The organism is Roseibaca sp. Y0-43 (assembly GCF_020667835.1).
In the GTDB taxonomy this organism is placed as follows: domain Bacteria; phylum Pseudomonadota; class Alphaproteobacteria; order Rhodobacterales; family Rhodobacteraceae; genus Roseinatronobacter.
Window position 1 is genome coordinate 23609 of the sequence record NZ_JAFMPR010000008.1, and the last position, 16115, is coordinate 39723.

General features: G+C 63.8%; 14 protein-coding genes. 12 read left to right on the forward strand and 2 right to left on the reverse strand.

Features of this window, described 5'->3' with window-relative positions:
- Positions 1 to 25: 25 nt before the first annotated feature.
- Both ppsR and J1C52_RS11005 read right to left on the reverse strand, forming a co-directional pair.
- Positions 26 to 1453, reverse strand: coding sequence for a transcriptional regulator PpsR (ppsR, locus tag J1C52_RS11000; RefSeq protein WP_227427995.1), 1428 nt, complete (start codon positions 1451 to 1453; stop codon positions 26 to 28).
- A gap of 58 nt (positions 1454 to 1511) precedes the next feature.
- On the reverse strand, positions 1512 to 2309 hold the full coding sequence (locus tag J1C52_RS11005; protein WP_227427996.1) for a cobalamin B12-binding domain-containing protein: 798 nt from the start codon (positions 2307 to 2309) through the stop codon (positions 1512 to 1514).
- A 305-nt stretch (positions 2310 to 2614) separates the two neighbouring features.
- On the opposite strand from J1C52_RS11005, the gene bchF reads away from it, so the two are divergent.
- The 12 genes from bchF to acsF all read left to right on the forward strand — a co-directional run bounded on the left by bchF (position 2615) and on the right by acsF (position 16095).
- Positions 2615 to 3097, forward strand: coding sequence for a 2-vinyl bacteriochlorophyllide hydratase (gene bchF / locus J1C52_RS11010; RefSeq protein ID WP_227427997.1), 483 nt, complete (start codon positions 2615 to 2617; stop codon positions 3095 to 3097).
- Positions 3094 to 4386, forward strand: coding sequence for a ferredoxin:protochlorophyllide reductase (ATP-dependent) subunit N (locus J1C52_RS11015; protein WP_227427998.1), 1293 nt, complete (start codon positions 3094 to 3096; stop codon positions 4384 to 4386). Before bchF ends, J1C52_RS11015 begins: the two co-directional genes overlap by 4 nt.
- A gap of 67 nt (positions 4387 to 4453) precedes the next feature.
- Positions 4454 to 6034, forward strand: coding sequence for a ferredoxin:protochlorophyllide reductase (ATP-dependent) subunit B (bchB, locus tag J1C52_RS11020; protein ID WP_227427999.1), 1581 nt, complete (start codon positions 4454 to 4456; stop codon positions 6032 to 6034).
- Positions 6024 to 9578, forward strand: a complete 3555-nt coding sequence (locus J1C52_RS11025; protein ID WP_227428000.1) for a magnesium chelatase subunit H — start codon at positions 6024 to 6026, stop codon at positions 9576 to 9578. Before bchB ends, J1C52_RS11025 begins: the two co-directional genes overlap by 11 nt.
- Positions 9579 to 9669: 91 nt before the next feature.
- Positions 9670 to 10569, forward strand: a complete 900-nt coding sequence (gene bchL / locus J1C52_RS11030) for a ferredoxin:protochlorophyllide reductase (ATP-dependent) iron-sulfur ATP-binding protein (RefSeq protein ID WP_227428001.1) — start codon at positions 9670 to 9672, stop codon at positions 10567 to 10569.
- The gene (gene bchM, locus J1C52_RS11035; RefSeq protein ID WP_227428002.1) at positions 10569 to 11246 is read left to right on the forward strand and encodes a magnesium protoporphyrin IX methyltransferase; all 678 of its coding nucleotides are present in this window, start codon (positions 10569 to 10571) and stop codon (positions 11244 to 11246) included. The genes bchL and bchM overlap by 1 nt, the downstream gene beginning before the upstream one ends.
- Complete coding sequence (locus J1C52_RS11040) at positions 11243 to 12676, forward strand: PucC family protein (RefSeq protein WP_227428111.1); 1434 nt, start codon at positions 11243 to 11245, stop codon at positions 12674 to 12676. Before bchM ends, J1C52_RS11040 begins: the two co-directional genes overlap by 4 nt.
- Positions 12677 to 12694: 18 nt before the next feature.
- Positions 12695 to 13489, forward strand: a complete 795-nt coding sequence (puhA, locus tag J1C52_RS11045; RefSeq protein WP_227428003.1) for a photosynthetic reaction center subunit H — start codon at positions 12695 to 12697, stop codon at positions 13487 to 13489.
- A gap of 35 nt (positions 13490 to 13524) precedes the next feature.
- Positions 13525 to 14172: a photosynthetic complex putative assembly protein PuhB gene (puhB, locus tag J1C52_RS11050; RefSeq protein ID WP_227428004.1), complete on the forward strand. Its 648-nt coding sequence runs from the start codon at positions 13525 to 13527 to the stop codon at positions 14170 to 14172.
- 12 nt (positions 14173 to 14184) lie between these two features.
- Complete coding sequence (gene puhC / locus J1C52_RS11055) at positions 14185 to 14661, forward strand: photosynthetic complex assembly protein PuhC (protein ID WP_227428005.1); 477 nt, start codon at positions 14185 to 14187, stop codon at positions 14659 to 14661.
- A 46-nt stretch (positions 14662 to 14707) separates the two neighbouring features.
- Complete coding sequence (locus J1C52_RS11060; protein ID WP_227428006.1) at positions 14708 to 15004, forward strand: hypothetical protein; 297 nt, start codon at positions 14708 to 14710, stop codon at positions 15002 to 15004.
- Positions 15001 to 16095 carry a magnesium-protoporphyrin IX monomethyl ester (oxidative) cyclase gene (gene acsF, locus J1C52_RS11065; protein WP_370633261.1) on the forward strand — a complete coding sequence of 365 codons (1095 nt, stop codon included), beginning with the start codon at positions 15001 to 15003 and terminating at the stop codon, positions 16093 to 16095. Before J1C52_RS11060 ends, acsF begins: the two co-directional genes overlap by 4 nt.
- The last annotated feature ends 20 nt before the right edge of the window (positions 16096 to 16115 follow it).

Sequence of the window (16115 nt, forward strand, 5' to 3'; positions counted from 1 at the left end):
AAACCCGAACGGGTTTTCAGCGCGCTCAGTCCTCGTCGCGCGACAGCATATCGTATTTGCGCAGCTTCACGTAAAGCGACTGGCGCGACAGGCCCAGCATCTCGGCGGCGGCGACACGGTTGTTGCGCGTCAACTCAATTGCCGTCTCGATACAGATCTTCTCGATCACATTGGTGGTTTCGGCGACGATGTCTTTCAGCGTGCTCGACCCCACAAGTTCCATCACGCCGCGCATATCGGCATCGGCGGTGCCCGCCTCGCCCCGGCGCGCGGCGGCGCTGGATGCGTTGCGGATCACCAGCGCCAGAACCGGGCTAAGGCGATCATCCAGCCAAGTGGCCGAAATCTCGGCGGCCACAGTCGCATCGAAATCGGTTTTCAGCTTGGTGGAATACATGCGCAACTGGCCCGCGCGCTGCGCGTTTTCCAGAAGCACTTTCAGATCGACCACACCGCGCGCTAGGAAATCGGCAACCGAACGGCCCTGAATGGCGCTGGGGTTCGACACATCGGTCAGGTTCAGGAAGGTTTCGTTCGCGGTCAGGATATTGCCGTCGCGGTCGGTAAAGACCATCGCATCGGGGCCGCGATAGAACAACTGGCGCAGGTTGGCGACCAGCTTGCCATCAGCCACGGACCCCATTTCAGGGTCGCTCAGGCGCACGAAGATCAGTTGTTCACCCGCCGCGCGGAACAGTTTCGAGGTCAGTTGCAACTGGCGCTGCGACGTTTTCAGCTCGACATCTACCGGGCCGGGCGAATCGACCGCGAGCGGCGAGGACAGCGCCGACATCAGCTCGCCCCGCCGCCGCCCTGAAAAGCGTTCAGCAAAAGGCGTATCCAGCAGATCGGCGCGCGACGCGCCAAACAGCGAGGCCGCGTTGTAGTTCAGGTCCACGATCATGCCGGTCGTGGCCGACACAAGCGCCACCGCGTCCGAAGTGAAATCCATCAGCAGGCGGTAGCGCGTATCCAGCTCGCGCTGCGCCTCGTAATCCTGTTCCAGCGCGATCTGGGCATTCATCAGCTGTTGCTGGATTTCCATGACAGGGCGCTGGTCCTGCCCCAGCAGCAGCACTTCTTCGCTTTGGCTGACCCAATGCATGGCATAACGCACCGGCACGCCGCTGCTGCCGATACCCTTGTGCACCAGTTCCACCCAGCGAAACGGCGACGGATCGCCTTTTTGAGCCCGCGCGGCAAGATCGGCACAGCGATCACGGAAGCGGCTGGCCGAATCGGCGTCGATCAGGGTCGCGAAATCCTGACCCACCCAGCTTTTGGCCAAGGGCGCAAAGCTCGACTCGGGCTTGGCCACGGCGGCGCGCACCTTGCCATCATGGCCCACCACCAGCGACACATCCGAAAGCGTGGCCACAACAGAAGTAACGACGGGATCCCGCAGAATGGGAACCGCCGCGTCCGACTGAAAATTGGCACCATCATTCGACACGTGCGACTTGCTCCTTCACGCCACTTGCCCATGGTCCGTAACGGGCTGACACCCACGGCTATTCCGCCGCCTGCGCCTTGCTGTTAAAGCCGCACATTGCGAGTGCCTTGGTCACGTCCAACGTTGCCAAGTCTGCACCGACATGGCTGGCAAGTGCCTTGAGCCCCGTGTCGTCCTGCATATCGCTCAATATACCGCCACCCAACACAATAGGTAGGCCCCCTTCGGGTAACCTACGAATTGTCTTTACCAAATCGGCACAAGACGCAAGGCAAGAACGGTTCGCGGCAGAGACAAAAACCGCGTCAAAGCGGTTATTTTCCAATTGCTCGGCCAGAAGTGCGGGTTTGGGAACCAGACAGACCCGAACCGACACGCCGATCCGGCGCATCTGGTTGGCGGCAACCATCGCGCCCAATGTGTGCTGTTCGCCGCCGGGCAGGACCAGCAAGATACGCGGGCCGGTTGGCAAGCCAGCGGAATCCGACATCCAGGCCCGCCCAAGCTCGCGCAGCAAGACCTGAAGCCGCGACATGCACAGCGTGGCTTGCAACACGTCCAGATCGCCCTCGTGCCAGTCATCGCCAATCTTGCCGATGGCGGCGGGGAAATAGATGTCGATGATCTGCTCGGCGGTGATCCCGCGCCGCTTCATCTCGACGAAGAGGCGCGCCAAAGGCTCGGCCTCTCCGTTGGCGGCATGGAACAGGACCAGCTTCAGGATGTCCTGATGCGCCTCTCCGGTCTCTATCCGGGCATTGCGGCGCAATTCCGACACAACGCGCAGCGCGAATTGCGAGATCGTGCCAACCGGCGCGCCGGCATAGTGCTGCTGTATCTGGCCGTGATCTTCCACGTTGCCCTCGCATGTCGCGCCAGCGCCCCGACCCTTGATCGAACGGGGTCACGCATCCCTAGGCTCAAGTGTTGCAGTTGGCCCCAAAAATGTCAAAAGAAACTTACACAGAATCCGGGAAGCGCCTCGTATCGCACACCAAGCCCTTCTGAAGCCTAATAAATAAAGGGATTTTGTAGGGCTCTCGCGAATTTTCTTCGCATATGTCCAGAATTCAGGCATCGCTCCCGCGTTGTAAGTTTTAATTGACACTTTGCCAAACCGGGCGATAACATCACTTCAAGGAATCGAGAAGGAAACGCCAGATGGGCGGGACGCGGACTCACAAACCCCTCTACACGGCAGAGCAGCGCGCCCGGCGCGACGCCTCTCGCTGGACGCTGGTGCAGGGCATCCTGGCCCCCGTTCAACTGGTGATCTGTCTTGTCTCTGCCGCGCTGGTCATCCGCTACCTTATGACAGGCGACGGCTACACGGCGGCCACGGTATCGGTCGTTCTGAAAACCGCCGCGCTCTACACGATCATGGTCACGGGCGCGATCTGGGAGAAAGAGGTCTTCGGCCAATACCTGTTCGCCGAAAGCTTCTTCTGGGAGGACGTGGTCAGCTTCGGCGTAATCGCGCTGCACACGATCTATATCACCGCGCTGTTCGCAGGCTCCATGGGTCCGACCGACCTGATGATCCTCGCACTGGTGGCCTATATCACCTATTTCATCAATGCCGGCCAATTCCTGTGGAAGCTGCGCATGGCCCGCCTTGGCGGCACGCTGGAGGTGGCGGCATGAACGCTCCCCTGAATACGGGTTGCCGCGATGTGCCGGTGCTGCGCGAACGCGGCCAGCGTGAGGTGTTTTGCGGCCTGACCGGCATCATCTGGCTGCACCGCAAGATGCAGGACGCGTTCTTCCTTGTGGTCGGCTCGCGCACCTGCGCGCATCTGCTGCAATCGGCGGCGGGCGTCATGATCTTTGCCGAACCGCGTTTCGGCACCGCCATCCTGGAGGAAAAAGACCTCGCCGGCATGGCCGATGCCAATGCCGAACTCGACCGCGAAGTGGCCCGCCTGCTCGCACGCCGCCCCGACATCAAGCAGCTTTTCCTCGTCGGCTCTTGCCCGTCAGAGGTCATCAAGCTGGACCTGTCGCGCGCGGCCGAACGGCTGAGCGCGCAGCACGGGCCGAATGTGCGGGTGCTGAACTATTCGGGCTCGGGCATTGAAACCACTTTCACCGAAGGCGAGGATGCCTGCCTTGCCGCCCTTGTGCCCAGCTTGCCCGAAACACAGGCGCGCGAGTTGCTTCTGGTCGGCGCCCTGCCCGATGTGGTCGAGGATCAGGCGCTGGACCTGCTGGCACAGATCGGCATCGTGCCCGTGCGCTGCCTGCCCGCCCGCCGGGCAGAGGACATGCCCGCCATCGGCCCCAACACGGTCTATGCCGTCACCCAGCCCTTCGCGGGCGAAACCCATGCCGCGCTTCAACGCCGCGGCGCGAAGCGCATCGCCGCCCCTTTCCCCTTCGGCGCCGAAGGCAGCACGCTCTGGCTGAAAGCCGTGGCCGCCGAATTCGGCATCGCGCCGGAAAAGGTCGATCAGGTGGTCGCCGCCCCCCGCGCACGGGCCGAGAAAGCCATCGCCGCAGCGGCCACCACGCTGCGCGGCAAGCGTATCTTCTTCATGCCCGACAGCCAGTTGGAACTTCCGCTCGCGCGCTTCCTGACCCGTGAATGCGGGATGGAAGCGATAGAAATCTCCACCCCCTATCTACATGCCGACCTGCACGGCCCGGAACTGGACCTGATCGCCAAAGGCCCGGTCATCTCCGAGGGGCAGGACGTGGACCTGCAACTCGACCGCGTGCGCGCCACGCGCCCCGATCTTACCGTCTGCGGTCTTGGACTTGCCAACCCGTTGGAAGCCGAAGGGCTGGCCACCAAATGGGCGATCGAACTCGTCTTCACCCCCGTCCATTTCTACGAACAGGCGGGCGATCTGGCAGCCCTCTTCGCCCGGCCCCTGCGCCGCCGAGAGCTCCTCGCCCGCCAACACCCCAACCGCCTGGAGGCAGCCGAATGACCGCCTCTTTCATCCTTGCACAAATATCCTCGGGGGTCCGGGGGCAGACAGCCCCCGGGTATCAGCCATGAAGCTCGCCGTCTGGACATATGAAGGCCCGCCCCATGTGGGCGCGATGCGCGTCGCCACCGGCATGCGCGATCTGCACATGGTCCTGCACGCGCCGCAAGGCGACACCTATGCCGACCTTCTTTTCACCATGATCGAACGGCGCAACCATCGCCCGCCCGTCAGCTACACGACCTTCCAGGCCCGCGATCTGGGCGCGGACACAGCCGGGCTGTTCAAAACCGCCTGCCGCGACGCGCATGACCGCTTCCAGCCGCAAGCGCTTCTGGTCGCCGCCTCCTGCACGGCCGAGCTGATCCAGGACGATCCCGGCGGTCTGGCCGACACGATGGGGCTTGGTGTGCCCGTCATCCCGCTGGAACTGCCCAGCTACCAGCGCAAGGAAAATTTCGGCGCGGATGAGGCGTTCTTGCAGATCTGCCGCGCCTTGGCCGCGCCCATGGCCCGCACCGAGCGCGTGACCTGCAACATCCTTGGCCCCACCGCGCTTGGCTTCCGCCACCGCGACGATGTGGCAGAGATCACCGGCCTTCTGTCCGAGATGGGGATCGAGGTGAATGTCGCGGCCCCAATGGGGGCGTCGCCCGCCGACATCAAACGCATGGGGGCTGCGCATTTCAACGTGCTGCTCTACCCCGAATGCGCCGAATCCGCCGCCCGCTGGCTGGAAAAGGAACACGGCCAACCCTTCACCAAGACGATTCCCATCGGCGCAAATGCCACCCGCGCCTTCATCGAAGAGGTCCGCGCGCTCTCCAGCTCCACCCTGCCCGTGGACGAAAGCCGCCTGCGCCAGCCCTGGTGGGCCGCTTCGGTCGACAGCACCTATCTCACCGGCAAGCGCGTCTTCCTCTTCGGCGACGGCACGCATGTGATGGCCGCCGCCAAGGTCGCCCGCGACGAGATGGGCTTCGAGGTCTGCGGCATGGGTTGCTACAACCGCGAACAGGCCCGCCCCCTGCGCACCTTGGCGCGTGAATTCGGCCTAGAGGCGCTGATCACCGACGATTACCTCGATGTCGAACGCGCCATCGAAGATGCCGCACCCGAGATGATCCTCGGCACCCAGATGGAGCGCCATATCGGCAAACGTCTGGGCATTCCCTGCGCGGTCATCTCGGCCCCCGTTCATGTGCAAGATTTTCCGGCCCGCTACTCGCCCCAGATGGGGTTCGAGGGGGCGAATGTGCTTTTCGACACATGGGTGCACCCGCTCGTGATGGGGCTAGAAGAGCACCTTCTGCACATGTTCCGCGAGGATTTCGAATTCCACGATGATGCAGGCCCTTCGCATCACGGCGGCCATGCCCCGCGCGAGATCGCGGCCAGTGCGCCCGCCGCGACTGCGGCCGCGGCTGACGGGGGCTCGATGCCCCCGGCGGACGCCCCCCCTTCGCAGGTCGCAGCCGCCCATGAAAACGTGGTCTGGCTGTCCTGCGCAGAGCGCGAGTTGAAGAAGATCCCCTTCTTCGTGCGCGGCAAGGCCCGGCGCAACACAGAGGCCTTCGCCACCGAGAAGGGCCTGCACGAGATTTCCGTCGACACCCTCTACGAGGCCAAGGCGCATTATGCTCGATAACACACATCTCCAGCCCAAGCCGTATCGCTTTGTCGTCGTCACGCTCGACGCCCATGCGGCGGGTCCGGCCCTGCGCATCCTCCCGCGCCTTGCCGCCGATTTCCCCGGGCTGGAGGTGTCCATCCACGCGGCCGCCGAATGGGCCGAAACCCCAGACGCGCTCGCCCGCGCGAAAGCCGCGATCAATGCCGCCGACATCGTCGTGGCGAACCTTCTGTTCATCGAAGAGCACGTCCTCGCCTGCCTGCCCGAAATGCAGGCCGCGCGCGACCGCTGTGACGCCTTCATCGGTGTCATTTCCGACCCGCAGATCGTGAAACTGACCAAGATGGGCGATCTGGACATGGCCAAGCCCGCCACGGGCATCGCCAAGGTCATGAAAAAGCTGCGTGGTGGCGGCGACAAATCCAAGCCCGCCTCTGGCGAGAAGCAGATGAGCCTTTTGCGCCGCCTGCCGAAAATCCTGCGCTACGTGCCGGGCAAGGCGCAGGATCTGCGCGCGTGGTTCCTGTCCATGCAGTATTGGCTGGGCGGATCGGACGACAATATCGAATCCATGATGCGCTTCCTGATCGGGCGCTATTCGGGCCGCAAGGACTGGGCACAGATCAAGGCCGCCGCCCCCATCGACTACCCCGAAGTGGGGCTTTACCACCCAGACCTGCCAGAGCGGATCACCACCGACCCGGCCGAGCTGCCGCGCCCCGCCCAGCCCGTGGGCACCGTGGGCGTGCTCTTGATGCGGTCCTATGTTCTGGCCAAGGACACCGCGCATTACGACGCCGTCATCCGGGCTTTGGAAGCCAAGGGGCTTGCCGTGCGCGCGGCCTTTGCGGGCGGTTTGGACGGCCGTCCCGCGATAGAGGCCTATCACAAGGGCAAGGTCGACACGCTTCTGTCGCTGACCGGCTTCAGCCTTGTCGGTGGCCCCGCCTATAACGACAGCCCCGCCGCCGTGGAAACGCTGACCGGGTTGAACGTGCCCTATATGGTCGCGCATCCGCTTGAATTTCAGACGCTTGGCCAATGGGGCGGGTCGGGCACAGGCCTTGGGCCGGTGGAAACCACCATGCTGATCGCCCTGCCCGAGATTGACGGCGCGACCAACCCCACGGTGTTCGCGGGTCGTCACGGGGCCGATACCTGCACTGGCTGCCACATGGGGTGCAATGTCACCACCGGCTCGCGCGAGATGGCGCCCTGCCATGAACGCATCATCTCGCTGGCCGAAAAGACGCTGCGCATGGTGCAACTGCGCCGCAAGGAGAATGCCGCAAAGAAAGTGGGCATCGTCCTGTTCGGCTTCCCGCCCAACGCAGGCGCGGTGGGCACGGCGGCGTATCTCAGCGTGTTCGAGAGCCTGTTCAACACCCTGAGCCGCATGAAGGCCGAGGGCTATACCCTTGATGTGCCTGAAAATGTCGACGCGCTGCGCGAGATGGTCCTGAAGGGCAACGCTGCCCAATATGGCCAAGAGGCTAATGTCGCGGCCCATGTCTGCGCCGATGACATGGTGCGCAATTGTCCCCCGCTCAAGGCCATCGAAGCGGTCTGGGGGCCCGCGCCGGGGCGCATCCAGTCCGACGGGCGCGGCGTGTTCATCCTGGGCCGCCAGTTCGGCAATGTCTTCGTGGGCGTGCAGCCGACCTTCGGCTACGAGGGCGACCCGATGCGCCTGCTGTTCGAGCGCGGCTTCGCGCCGACCCACGCCTTTACCCAGTTCTACCTGTGGCTGCGCAACGCCTACCGCGCCGATGTGGTGCTGCATTTCGGGATGCATGGCGCTTTGGAATTCATGCCCGGCAAGCAAGCGGGCATGGGCGCGCGCGACTGGCCCGACCGGCTGATCGGCGAGATGCCGAATATCTATCTTTATGCCGCCAATAACCCGTCAGAGGCCTCGCTCGCCAAGCGCCGCTCGGGCGCGGTGACGATCACCCATCTGACGCCACCCGTGGCCCATGCGGGCCTGTATAAAGGCCTGCAAGAGCTGAAAGACAGCCTGCAACGCTGGCGCGCCGCCGGGGATGACGACGCCGACACGCGCGCCGATCTGGAAGCGCTGATCGCCGATCAGGCCGCCGCGCTGGACATGACGGGCGCGCCCGACACGCTTTGGCTGAAACTGCTGGAACTGGAAGACGCGCTGATCCCCGAAGGCCTGCACATCGTGGGCCGCAAGATGGACGCGGCCGCCCGCGCCCACCTGCTGGCGCAGGTCGATTGCGACGATGACACCCGCGCGGCGATGGATCTGGCGTTGCAGGGCGATGCCGAATTGGACGGCATCATGCGCGCGCTGAGCGCCGAATATATCGCGCCCGTGCCCGGCGGCGACCTGATCCGCGCGCCCCAGATCGTGCCCACGGGGCGCAACATCCATGCCTTCGACCCGTTCCGGATGCCCACCGCTTTCGCCCTGCGCGAGGGCAAGGTTCAGGCGCAAAAGCTGCTCGATGCGCACCCGACGCTGCCGCGATCCGTGGCGATGGTGCTGTGGGGGTCGGACAATATCAAATCCGATGGCGGGCCGATTGCACAGGCCTTGGCGCTCATTGGCGCGACCCCGCGGTTTGACGCCTATGGCCGCCTGTCGGGCGCGGACCTGATCCCGCTCTCGGAACTTGGCCGCCCGCGCATTGACGTGGTGATGACGCTGTCGGGCATTTTCCGCGACCTGCTGCCGCTGCAGACGCGCCTTCTGGCCGAAGCCGCGCTGAAAGCGGCGCTGGCCGAGGAACCGGCATCGCAGAACTTCATCCGCGCGCACGCAATGGCCACCGCGCAGGAATTGGGTGTGCCCTTGGAAGAGGCCGCGCTGCGGGTCTTTTCCAACGCCGAAGGGGCGTATGGGTCCAATGTAAACGCGCTGGTCGACAGTTCCACCTTCGGGGACGAGGACGAATTGGCCGACGCCTACCAGGCGCGTAAGGGCTTTGCCTACGGTGTGAACGGCAAGCCCGTGGCGCAACCGGAGTTGCTGAAAGCCACCCTCGCCCGCGTGGATTGCGCGTATCAGAACCTTGAATCGGTCGAATTGGGCGTGACCACGGTTGACCATTATTTCGACACGCTGGGCGGCATTGCTCGCGCCGTGAAGCGCGCGCGCGGCGGGCAGGATACGCCCGTCTATATCGGCGACCAGACGCGCGGCGCGGGACAGGTGCGCACGCTAAAAGACCAGATCGCGCTGGAAACCCGCTCGCGCGCGCTGAACCCGAAGTTTTACGAAGCGCTCTTGGAGCACAAGGCCGAAGGCGTGCGCCAATTGGAAGCGCAGATCACCAATACACTCGGTTGGTCGGCCACGACCGGGACGGTCGAGCCTTGGGTCTACCAGCGCCTGTCCGAGACCTTCGTGCTGGATGAGGCGATGCGCAAGCGCCTGTCCGAGTTGAATCCGCAAGCCAGCGCCCGGATGGCTGGACGGCTGATCGAGGCCAGTGAACGAAATTACTGGCAACCCGACGCCGCCACCTTGGCCGCGTTGCAGGATGCCGCCGACGAGATCGAAGACCGCGTGGAAGGGATTGCCGCCGAATGAGCAACCTCGCCGCCATATCGCCAAGCCCGGCACGCGGGGGCCAGCCCCCGCACCCCCGGGATATTTTTGCAAGGATGAAGGGAAACACAGCATGAGCCCCAGAGACGAGATACCGCGCCTGAACGGGCAGGATGGCGAAGGCTCGGTGCAGGTGCATCTGGACCCGACCCAGAAGATAGAAGGTGCCACGGTGTTTTCCGTCTATGGCAAGGGCGGAATCGGCAAATCGACCACGTCCAGCAACCTGTCGGCGGCGTTTGCCAGCATGGGCAAGCGCGTGTTGCAGATCGGCTGCGATCCGAAACATGACAGCACCTTTACCCTGACGGGCAAGCTGCAACCCACGGTCATCGACATTCTGAAAGAGGTGGATTTCCACCCCGAAGAGCTGCGCCCCGAGGATTTCGTGACCGAAGGCTGGGGCGGCGTGATGTGCGTGGAAGCGGGCGGGCCGCCCGCGGGCACCGGCTGCGGCGGCTATGTCGTGGGCCAGACGGTGAAGCTGTTGAAGCAGCACCACCTGCTGGATGACACCGATGTGGTCATTTTCGACGTGCTGGGCGACGTGGTCTGCGGCGGCTTTGCCGCCCCCTTGCAGCATGCCGACAAAGCCGTGATCGTCACCGCCAATGATTTCGACAGCATCTATGCGATGAACCGGATCATTGCCGCCGTGCAGGCGAAGTCGGCCAATTACAAGGTCCGGCTGGCAGGCTGCATTGCCAACCGCTCTAAAGCCACCGATGAGGTTGACCGCTTCTGCGATGTGACGGGGTTCAAGCGCATCGGCCATATGCCCGATGTGGACGCGATCCGCCGGTCACGCCTGAAGAAGAAGACCCTGTTCGAGATGGATGCGGATGAAGACATCCTTGCCTGCCGCGCCGAATACCTGCGGCTGGCCAATGCGCTGCTGACGGGCACCAAGGACGAGCTGAACCCGCAATCCCTGCCCGACCGGGAGATCTTTGAATTGCTGGGGTTCGATTGATGCGCGACACCGCTTCCTCCAGCGCGAGCTATGACGCCACGCGCCACCGGGTTGCCAGCTATTTCGATGGCACGGCCACGCGCGTGTGGGAGCGTCTGACATCGGACGCGCCCGTCAGCCGCATTCGCCAGACCGTGCGCGAAGGCCGTGACACGATGCGTGCGATGATGCTGGGGCAGTTGCCGGGTGACCTGACGGGTGCGCGGGTTCTGGACGCGGGCTGTGGCACCGGGGCGGCGAGCGCCGAGCTTGCCGCGCGCGGGGCCGATGTGGTCGCGATCGACATCTCTCCCAAGCTGGTCGAGATCGCGGCGGCGCGCCTGCCCGAAGGTCTGCGGGCCCGTGTGACGTTCAAAGCGGGCGACATGCTGGCCGCCGATTTGGGCCATTTCCACCATGTGATCGCGATGGACAGCCTGATCTATTACACCCGCCCCGATCTGGAAGCCGCGCTTGACGGTTTGTCGGCGCGTGCGGGTCAGGTCGTGTTCACCGTCGCGCCCCGCACGCCGCTTCTGATGGCGATGTGGAACGCGGGCAAGGTGTTTCCCCGGTCCGACCGCTCGCCCGTGATGATCCCGCATGACTGGCGGCGCATGGCTGTTGCAGGACTGGACCGCGTCGGGCGCGTCAGCCGGGGCTTCTACATCTCGGAATGTCTGAGGGTGCGGCCATGATTATCGGCAAGGGCACGATCAAGAACCTGAGCGCCAATTGGCTGCCCTTCGCGGATGCCGCAAGCGCCGATCTGACGCTGCGCCAGATCTGGCGGATGAGCCTGTTCCAGGTCAGTGTCGGCATGGCGACGGTTCTGCTGCTGGGCACGCTGAACCGGGTGATGATCGTGGAATTGTCGCTGGCCGCCAGCCTTGTGGCCGTCATGATCGCGCTTCCGGTGTTGATCGCGCCCTTCCGGGCGTTTCTTGGGTTCCGGTCCGACAACCACCGCTCGGCCATTGGCTGGAAGCGCATTCCCTACCTGTGGTTCGGCTCGCTCTGGCAGTTCGGCGGTCTGGCCGTCATGCCGTTTGCCCTGATCGTGCTGAATGGCGACAATGTCTATGACGTGCCCTTCGCGGGCGAGGTTCTGGCGGCGCTGGCCTTCCTGATGACGGGCCTTGGCCTGCATATGACACAGACCGCGGGGGTGGCGCTGGCCGCGGACCGGGCGACGGATGAAACCCGCCCGCGCGTCGTCGCTCTGCTATATGTCACCTACCTGGCCGGCATGGCGATTTCGGCGCTGATCGTGGGCTATTTGCTGCGCGATTTCAGCGAGTTGTGGCTGATCCGCGTGGTGCAGGGTTGTGCCGTGGTCACGCTGGCGCTGAACATCGTGGCCCTGTGGAAACAAGAGCGCGTGCGCCCGATGAGCCGCGATGAACGTGACGCGCCGCGCCCGTCCTTCAGCGATGCGTGGAATGACTACATCAAGGGCGGGCAAGCCGGGCGCTTGCTGGCCGTGGTCTTCGTGGGCGGGCTTGCCTTCAACATGCAGGACGTGCTGCTAGAACCCTATGGCGGCGATGTGCTGGACCTGTCGGTGGGGGCCACGACCACGCTGACGGCTGTCTGGGCGGTCGGCGCGCTTCTGGGTTTCCTTTGGGCCGCGCGCGGCCTGACGCAAGACGCAGACCCGTTCCGGCTGGCAGGGCGGGGCTTGCTCTTCGGCATCTTCGCCTTTTCTGCCGTCATCTTCGCCGGGCCGTTGCATTTCGCGCCGCTGTTCTTTGCGGGTGCGTTCGGCATCGGGCTGGGCTTGGGCCTGTTCGCCGTCACCACGCTGACCGCGGCCATGGAAATGCCGCGCCGAGGCGTTGTCGGCGGGGGGCTGGCACTTGGCGCCTGGGGCGCTGCGCAAGCCACGGCGGCGGGCCTTGCCACGATCATCGGGGGCAGCCTGCGCGATACCGTCCAAACCCTGGCCGATGGCGGCCATCTGGGCGCGGGGCTGATGACGCCCGATATCGGCTATTCCGTCGTCTACCACCTGGAAATCGGGCTTTTGTTCCTGACGCTGACCATCCTCGGGCCGCTTGTGCGCACCCGTATCCTGACCACCGAACCACGCAACCAACGGATCGGCCTTGCCGATTTTCCGACCTGACCAAACGGAGGACTACCCATGGATACCCCATATGGCTGGATATTCTTTGGCAATTTCGATCTGGCGCTCGTCTCGCTCTACCTGTTCTGGGGCTTTTTCGCGGGGCTGATCTACTACATCCAGCGCGAGAATATGCGCGAAGGCTACCCGCTGGAAAACGACGATGGCAGCCCTGCCGGGTCGAACCTCTCGGTGCCTGAACCCAAGACATTCCTTCTCCCGCATGGCCGGGGCGAATACCTTGCCCCCAATGCAGAGCGCGAGACCCGCGATCTGGCACTGGCGCGCACCTCGCAATCGGGCGGCTTTCCCTTTGCGCCCACGGGCGACCCGCTGAAAGACGGTGTTGGCCCGGCCGCATGGGCCGCGCGCCGCGACGAGGCGGAACTGGATGGCCATGGCCATGCCAAGATCCAACCCATGGCGAAGCTGGGCGAATTCGCCGTGTCAGCCGGGCGTGACCCGCGCGGGCTGATGGTGATGTGCCATGACCGCAAATCGCCGGGCAAAGTGACCGATATGTGGGTGGACGTGCCGGAACAGCTGGTGCGCTACCTTGAAGTCACGCTCGACGATGGCGGCAAACGTCTGGTCCCGATGACCATGGCCAAGATCAAATCCGACCGCGTGATCGTGAATGCGCTGGACAGTGAAAGCTTCAAGGGCATTCCGACGCTCGCCTCGGACGCGCAGATCACCAAGCTCGAGGAAGAGAAGGTCTCTGCCTATGTCGCGGGCGGCTACATGTATACCGCCGACAAGCGCATGACCCAGATGGCGGCCCTCAAGCAGGTCATGAACAGCCCTGCCTGAGACCCTGACCACCCATAAAAACAAGGAACCGGCCCATGTCACATGATGATTTCGCATTCGAACCAGTCAAGGGGTTGCCCGAGCGCCCCCCCGAACACGAACACATCCTGTGGCAGGGCCGTCCCAACACTTGGGCGCTGGCGCAAGAGGCCTACAAGGTCAACTGGATCACCGCCTATTTCGTGGTGATCGTCGGCTGGCGCGCCAGCGTCGGCGCGCTGGAAAGCGGGGCGGCGGGCGCCTTTGCCTATGGCCTGCCCTACACCATCCTGTGGGCGCTTGGCATGGTGGTGCTGCTGGCGATGGCTTGGGTTCAGGCGCGCAGCACGGTCTACACCATCACCACTGCACGCGTGGCCATGCGCATCGGCGCGGCGCTGACCGTCACGCTGAACCTGCCCTTCCGCCAGATCGCCAATGCCGATTTGCGCCTGCGCAAGAATGGCGTGGGCACCATCGCGCTGGAAACGCTGGGCGAGACGAAATTCTCCTACCTCATCCTCTGGCCGCATCTGCGCCCCGGCCATGTGCGCGTGACCAAGCCCGCGCTGCGCTGCATTCCCGATGCCGCGCGCGTGGCCGGTATCCTGGCAGAGGCCGCAGAGGCGCGCATCAGCCAGCCCACCCTTGAACGCAAACAGCCCCAGACCGCTCCGCAAGGCGATCTGGTCGCCGCCGAGTAAGGAGCGAGACCCATGTCCAGCACCGATAACAGCGGCTTCAAACCCGGCTTCAAGCGCAACGACAACAATGACATGATCCCCATCGGCCTGATCCGCGCCATGTTCGCGCTGGTGGCCGTATCCTTGGCGCTTGTGACCTATGCCAGCGTCACCGGGCGCCAGATTGCCGCCACCCCCGCCGATGCCCCGATTGTCGAGCAATGGTCGCTGCGAATGATCGGACAAGACGCGCAGGCCGTGACCGTGCTGCGCGAAGATGGCACGGTTCTGGCTGACATGGATCATGGCGGTTTCGTCACCGTCATCCAGAATGGGTTGATGACGATGCGCCGTCGCCACGGCATCGACCCGTCCCTGCCCGTCGATGTCATCCGTTTCGAGAATGGCCGTTTGGCCGCGATCGACCCGCTGACCGATTACCGGGTCGAGTTGACGGTTTTCGGGCCAGAGAACCTCGCCGCGTTCGAGCGGATGCTTGCAGAATACTGAAACGACCCAGACGACCCCGCCCATAAAAAACAAAGGGAATCCAGAAATGTCACTCTTCTCTCGAAAGGTCGAACAGGTGCCCTGCACCGTCGAGGTCAGCCACCGGTTCGAAGCGCTGCACGCGCATGTGCGGTTCAACGACGGCTCTGTCATCCATCCCGGCGACGAAGTGCTGGTGCAAGGCCCGCCCGTGCTGGCCGCCTGGGGCGAAGTCATATCCGAGGACCGCACCGCCGTCATCACCCGCGCCAATGCGCTGGAACGGCTCTGGACGCGGATGACCGGCGATTTTGAATTCATGGAACTCTGCGAGTTCTCATTCTCGGAGGAGATCACCCTATGAACATGCACGCCACAACCCATGACGAGCTGCACGCCGAAATGGCGGATCGCTTCGACACCAATGCCATGGCGCAGGAATCGACCCTGCTGAACCCGCGCTTCTACACCACCGATTTCGACGAGCTGGACCGCATCGACGTGACCCCCGTTCGCAAGGAGTGGGACATCCTGATCGCCCAGATGAAATCGGACCCCAACAAGGGCCATTTCAAGAAGAACGAGGACTGGGACGCGGTCGATTGGGACGGGATGGAGCCGGGGCTGAAGCGCGAATTCATCGACTTTCTGGTGTCGTCCTGCACCGCCGAATTCTCGGGCTGCGTGCTGTACAAGGAGATGAAGCGCCGCGGCAACAACCCCGATATTTGCGAGCTGTTCAACTACATGGCCCGCGACGAGGCGCGGCATGCGGGTTTCATCAATGACGCGTTGCGCGAAGCAGGCGTGGCGGTGAATTTGGGCTTTCTGACCAAGGCCAAGAAATACACCTATTTCCGGCCCAAATTCATCTACTACGCGACCTACCTGTCGGAAAAGATCGGCTATGCGCGCTACATCACCATCTTCCGCCATCTGGAAGCGCACCCAGACCAGCGCTTCCACCCGATTTTCAAGTGGTTCCGCGAATGGTGCAATGACGAGTTCAGCCATGGCGAAGCCTTTGCGCTTCTCATGCGCACCGATCCGAAGCTGACCGAGAGCTTCGCCAACAAGCTGTGGATCCGGTTCTTCCTGACCGCCGTGTTCGCCACGATGTATGTGCGCGACCATGCACGGCCCGAATTCCACAAGGCGTTGGGGGTCGATATCGACTGGTATGACCAAGAGGTGTTCCGCAAGACCGGCGAGATCGCGAAACAGGTCTTCCCGATGGAGCTGGACATCGACCACCCCGCGTGGCTGCCGACGCTGAAAAAGATCGAACGCGCCTATCGCAAGGTGGAAGAGGGCACGAAGCGCGGCGGCATTTCCGGCACCCTGACCCGTTGGTCGGGCATGGCCAGCGCCGGGCTTGGCTTTGCGCGGCTGTATCTGCTGCCCGTCAAGAAATCGACCCCGCCGGCATCGGTCCGGCTGGAACCAAGTTACTGACGCCGCGTAGGGTGCGTGCT

What these genes read in the sequence shown, in the direction of transcription:
- bchF (WP_227427997.1), top strand. Translation starts at nt 2,615, where the DNA reads ATGGGCGGGACGCGGACTCACAAACCCCTCTACACGGCAGAGCAGCGC.
- J1C52_RS11015 (WP_227427998.1), top strand. Translation starts at nt 3,094, where the DNA reads ATGAACGCTCCCCTGAATACGGGTTGCCGCGATGTGCCGGTGCTGCGC.
- bchB (WP_227427999.1), top strand. Translation starts at nt 4,454, where the DNA reads ATGAAGCTCGCCGTCTGGACATATGAAGGCCCGCCCCATGTGGGCGCG.
- J1C52_RS11025 (WP_227428000.1), top strand. Translation starts at nt 6,024, where the DNA reads ATGCTCGATAACACACATCTCCAGCCCAAGCCGTATCGCTTTGTCGTC.
- bchL (WP_227428001.1), top strand. Translation starts at nt 9,670, where the DNA reads ATGAGCCCCAGAGACGAGATACCGCGCCTGAACGGGCAGGATGGCGAA.
- bchM (WP_227428002.1), top strand. Translation starts at nt 10,569, where the DNA reads ATGCGCGACACCGCTTCCTCCAGCGCGAGCTATGACGCCACGCGCCAC.
- J1C52_RS11040 (WP_227428111.1), top strand. Translation starts at nt 11,243, where the DNA reads ATGATTATCGGCAAGGGCACGATCAAGAACCTGAGCGCCAATTGGCTG.
- puhA (WP_227428003.1), top strand. Translation starts at nt 12,695, where the DNA reads ATGGATACCCCATATGGCTGGATATTCTTTGGCAATTTCGATCTGGCG.
- puhB (WP_227428004.1), top strand. Translation starts at nt 13,525, where the DNA reads ATGTCACATGATGATTTCGCATTCGAACCAGTCAAGGGGTTGCCCGAG.
- puhC (WP_227428005.1), top strand. Translation starts at nt 14,185, where the DNA reads ATGTCCAGCACCGATAACAGCGGCTTCAAACCCGGCTTCAAGCGCAAC.
- J1C52_RS11060 (WP_227428006.1), top strand. Translation starts at nt 14,708, where the DNA reads ATGTCACTCTTCTCTCGAAAGGTCGAACAGGTGCCCTGCACCGTCGAG.
- acsF (WP_370633261.1), top strand. Translation starts at nt 15,001, where the DNA reads ATGAACATGCACGCCACAACCCATGACGAGCTGCACGCCGAAATGGCG.